At 62.9% G+C, this 4,587-nt stretch carries 5 protein-coding genes and 1 tRNA gene; 4 read left to right on the top strand and 2 right to left on the bottom strand.

All coding sequences use genetic code 11. The annotated features are described in order from the left end of the window. Window positions 1–1,545 (bottom strand): glutaminase A (gene glsA, locus AC2VOU_RS05035; protein WP_486956370.1); only part of this gene is annotated, 1,545 nt, incomplete at its 3' end. A gap of 304 nt (window positions 1,546–1,849) precedes the next feature. On the opposite strand from glsA, the gene AC2VOU_RS05030 reads away from it, so the two are divergent. The 4 genes from AC2VOU_RS05030 (at window position 1,850) to AC2VOU_RS05015 (ending at window position 4,037) form a co-directional block, all read left to right on the top strand. Then, a complete protein-coding gene (locus AC2VOU_RS05030) occupies window positions 1,850–3,292 on the top strand; it encodes an ammonium transporter (protein WP_486956369.1) in 1,443 nt (480 codons plus the stop codon). Further along, window positions 3,231–3,569, top strand: a complete 339-nt coding sequence (locus AC2VOU_RS05025) for a P-II family nitrogen regulator (RefSeq protein ID WP_486956368.1) — start codon at window positions 3,231–3,233, stop codon at window positions 3,567–3,569. The genes AC2VOU_RS05030 and AC2VOU_RS05025 overlap by 62 nt, the downstream gene beginning before the upstream one ends. Before the next feature lie 206 nt (window positions 3,570–3,775). Next, window positions 3,776–3,973 (top strand): hypothetical protein, encoded by a 198-nt coding sequence (locus tag AC2VOU_RS05020; protein ID WP_486956367.1) that lies wholly within the window; start codon window positions 3,776–3,778, stop codon window positions 3,971–3,973. Continuing rightward, a tRNA-Ile gene (locus AC2VOU_RS05015) sits at window positions 3,964–4,037 on the top strand. Before AC2VOU_RS05020 ends, AC2VOU_RS05015 begins: the two co-directional genes overlap by 10 nt. Before the next feature lie 85 nt (window positions 4,038–4,122). Here AC2VOU_RS05015 and AC2VOU_RS05010 read toward each other — a convergent pair. Continuing rightward, window positions 4,123–4,587 (bottom strand): nucleotidyl transferase AbiEii/AbiGii toxin family protein (locus AC2VOU_RS05010; RefSeq protein ID WP_486956366.1); only part of this gene is annotated, 465 nt, incomplete at its 5' end.

The following is a 4,587-nucleotide window of genomic DNA, read 5'->3' as shown; positions in this document are numbered from 1 at the left end:
CGTCGCGGGCTCCGCGGCGGAGTCCTGGGCCGCCAAGAGTTCGGCCACCTCGGTGTGCTTGGCTCGCTTGGCGTCTGTCAGCGGCGTACCTCCCCAGCGGTCGGTAGCGCCTGGCCGGGCTCCGGCGGCGAGCAGGTATTTGACCGCGGTGAGGTGTCCCTCGGATGCGGCCAGGTGTAGTCCTGTCCTGCCGTCGTAATCGGCTGCGTTGGGGTCAGATCCGGTAGCAAGCACTGCCCGCATTTCTTCCAGATCGCCCTGGCTCGCCGCGTACAACAGTCGCATGGTCTCGGTTATCGCGGCTTCGTTCTTCTTCCTGCGCGGGTCGCGCTTACCGGTTTCCTCGCCGACGGTCAGCGAGTCGAAGGCGTGAAAATTGTAGCGGTCGACCAACTCTCGGCAGAACGCGACTCCGCGGACCGAGTTGCCGTGGGTGTCCAGTCGCGGAGACCAGATGCACACACCCATGACCCCTGGGACGACGAGCATAAGACCGCCGGACACGCCACTTTTGGCCGGCAGGCCGATGGTGAACGCAAACTCGCCCGAATAGTCGTACATGCCGCAGGAGGACATCAACGACAAGCAATAGCGCACGGTGCTGGGTTTGAAGACGGGGTCATTGGTCAGAGGATTGATGCCGGCGTTCGCGAAAGCGGCTGCTACTGTTGCCAGCCCCTCGGTATCAAGTTCGATCGCGCAGCACTGGAAGTAGAACTCCAGCGCCTCGACCAAATCTATGCCCGGCGGGAAAGCGCCGTGTTCTCGCATGAAGTAGCCGAGAGCAAAGTTGCGATCTGCGGTCTTGCGTTCAGACAGATAGACCGAGTTGTTGAAGCCGACTCTGTTCGAACCCGAGAGCCTGCGCCATGTGTCGGCCACATGGTCGAAGCGGTCTGCCAGCTCGTCGCGGGAACGTAATAGTGAAGAAGTCATGATGGCGCCCGAGTTGATCATCGGGTTATGCGGCAAGCCGGCTTCGGTGAGTGACAATTCGTTGAATCCGCGGCCGCTGGGCTCACGGCCGACGCGCGAGTGGACGGCGGCAATCCCGTGTTCTTCCAGGGCCAAGCTGTAGTTGATCGGTTTACACATGGACTGGACGCAAAACAGGTCGGTGGTGTCACCGACGCTGAACCGCTGCCCGTCGACGGTGCAGACTGCGATGCCGAATTTCTCCGGATCAACCCGCTTCAGCTGCGGAATGTAGTCTGCGACAGCGCCGGCAGTATCCCCACGCACGCTGTCATACATTTCGTGAAGCTCATTTTCCAGCCGCGCGAAGTCGGGAATCACCAGGTCACCCAGCAGGGCGCGGGCGACCAGTCTGCCGCTGGCTTCGCAGATGGTGGCGAATTGCCCGGACGTCAGCCCACCGCCGTCCCGGCTGTTCGCGTCTAAAATCTCGCGTACCCGCGGATCATCGGTTCTGATTCCCGTGTTACTGATCCTGTTGATCAGCTCCATCAGCGAAATTCGCTGTTGAGCATCTGTTTTGAAGGTCTGCGCGATGGCGGCGACACCGCCGGCGTCCTCAGCCGACACGCAACTCCTGCGTAGGAAACCGTGATCAGCAGAGGCCTGTCGCGAGGATTGATCGAACTCTGCGTACAACGTCGACATAGCGTGCCATCCCGTCAGTTACTTCGTACATGTACCTCGTACATGGTGTCCCCCGCGATAGTACGGTTGGCTCGGAGGCCATGTTGTAAAGGAATCATCAAGACGCCGTTGAGGATTCGCGTAGGCCGGATAAAGAATGAATACTCACACACTGCACACAGGCCGTTCCTGGTTACCTCGTAGGAGTACGAAGCTGGGCGGCCCTTGCTGAGGGAGGTGAGGGGCAGTGGACCATTTCCCCACGATGGGAGTGCCGGACACCGGCGACACCGCCTGGATGCTGGCGAGCTCCGCGTTGGTGCTTTTGATGACGCCCGGCTTGGCGTTCTTCTACGGCGGGATGGTCCGCGTCAAAAGCGTGCTCAACATGATCATGATGAGCATCATCGCGATGGGCGTCGTGACTGTGCTGTGGGTGGTCTACGGCTATTCGCTCGCCTTCGGCGACGACGTCGGCAACGTCGCAGGAAACCCGACCCAATACTTCGGCCTCAAGGGCCTTATCGGGGTCAACGGCGTCGCCGCCAGCGGCAACACCCCGGAGACCAAGATCGCGTTGGCTGGCACGCTGCCGCAGAACGTCTTCGTCGCATTCCAACTGATGTTCGCCATCATCACCGTGGCGTTGATCTCCGGGGCGGTGGCCGACCGGCTGAAGTTCGGCAGCTGGACGGTTTTCGCCGGAATCTGGGCGACCGTCGTTTACTTTCCGGTCGCGCACTGGGTCTTCGCTGGCGACGGCGTCACCGCAGCTCACGGCGGCTGGATCACCAACAAGCTGCACGCGATCGACTTCGCGGGCGGGACAGCGGTCCATATCAACGCCGGTGTGGCCGGCTTGGTGTTGGCGATCGTGCTGGGCAAGCGCAGGGGCTGGCCGAAGAACCCGTCCCGACCACACAACGTGCCGTTCGTCATGCTGGGCGCGGGCTTGCTGTGGTTCGGTTGGTACGGCTTCAACGCCGGGTCGGCCACCACTTCCAACGGGGTCGCCGGGACGACCTTCATCACCACCACGGTGGCCAGCGCCGCCGCGATGCTGGGCTGGCTGGCCACCGAGCGGATCCGCTACGGGCACGCGACCACGCTCGGCGCGGCGTCGGGGATCGTGGCCGGGCTGGTCGCGATCACGCCGTCGTGTTCGTCGGTCAATGTGCTTGGTGCGCTGATTATCGGTGTGGTCGCCGGCGTCGTCTGCGCGCTGGCGGTCGGCCTGAAGTTCAAGCTGGGATTCGACGACTCCTTGGATGTGGTCGGCGTGCACCTGGTCGGCGGCCTGCTGGGCACGCTGCTGATAGGTCTGCTCGCAGCACCGCAATCACCCGCCATCGCACTCGGCGGCGGCAGCACGTCCGCAGGGGTGTTCTACGGCGGCGGCTTCGCCCAGCTGACCCGCCAGGCTATCGGCGCATCGAGTGTTTTGGCGTATTCGGCCGTCAGCACACTGATCGTGGCTCTGGTGCTGAAATACACCATCGGGCTGCGCCTGAACGCCGAAGACGAAGCAACGGGCGTCGACGAGACGCAGCACGCGGAGAGCGGCTACGATCTCGCTCCCGGCGGCGGCAATTCGGTTCTTGTCCATTCGGCTGAAGAGGGAAAACGACATGAAGCTGATTACCGCGATCGTGAAGCCGTTCACGCTCGAGGACATCAAAGCCAGCCTTGAGCAGGTGGGGATTCTGGGGATGACGGTCAGCGAAGTCCAGGGATACGGCCGGCGGAACGGGCACACTGAGGTGTACCGGGGTGCTGAGTACTCGGTCGACTTCGTGCCGAAGGTGCGCATCGAAGTGCTCGTCGAAGACTACGACGCGGACAAGGTCCTAGACAGCATCGTGCGGACCGCACGGACCGGTGAGATCGGCGACGGAAAAGTGTGGGTCAGCCCGGTGGAAACGGTGGTGCGGGTGCGCACCGGCGAACGTGGTGCTGACGCGATTTGAGGCGCGCTGCCGCCGACTTGCGGGTCGCGACCATCCAGCCGACGACGTGAGTGGCACCTCACACCGCCACCGAACTCGATACCGCGCACCAGCACGCAGCGCACCTCGAACACCAACGCCCGGGGCCAAAATTCCTGCGGCACATCAGTGGGACCCAACCACTTGATGACGAATCGCAAATATCGGCAGGCGCTAACGTAAAGGTCGTGCAGCGGATGCTCGGCCACGCCACGGCGGCAATGACCTGGGACAGGTACGGTCATCACTTCGGTGACGATTTGTCCAGCGTTGCCGATGCGCTGGGCAAGGCAATCGAAAGCACTGCGGTGTGGCGAAGGCGGCGAACCGAAAGCGAGTTAGCTAAGAATCACGTATCGGCATTTGAAATGCACCGGGGGCGGTAGCTCAGTCGGTTAGAGCCGCGGACTCATAATCCGTTGGTCGCGGGTTCGAGCCCCGCCCGCCCCACTAGAGGCTATTTTTCAAGATTTTCGGTGCCAAGTCACCGTTTATTCATCGTTTATAAGGGCCGAGATTCCGGCTGCCACGCTGGTCATCCGGGATTCTGGTGGCGTGCCAAGCCGCCCGCACCGTGTCGAGAGCCGTACGCGCCGAGACCGTGATTCGGGTCTGTCCGGCGAGTTGCGCCGAGGTGACTGAGCGCCCACAGGTCCCAAAGGTCGCGAGCGCCGCGCCGATCGGCCCATGTCGAGGTCTTCGACGCGGCGAAGGCAGGCAGTGTCGGAACGAGCAACTCGGCTGCGGGTGCGTCGGTGTAGCGCTGAACCATGACGCGCCGCTCGGATGGCCACACCACTCGGTCGTGCGCGGAGAGCAGCTGAATTCGCACGGACAGGCCGCCCGGCGATCGAAGAGTGGCCGGTTGGGCGCTCGCGACGCTGCCCAACATTGGGTCAAGAGTGAGCCGGCCATGCGAACGGGACAACGCGCGAGGGAGGTCCGAGTCGAGTGTGGCAGCCAGGGACTTGCGATCGCCGATCGCGATCAAGTCGATGTC

It is taken from the genome of Mycobacterium sp. TH-M25, assembly GCF_057473665.1.
The sequence above is the reverse complement of the archived record's forward strand: the minus strand, read 5'-3'. Positions and strand labels throughout refer to the sequence as shown.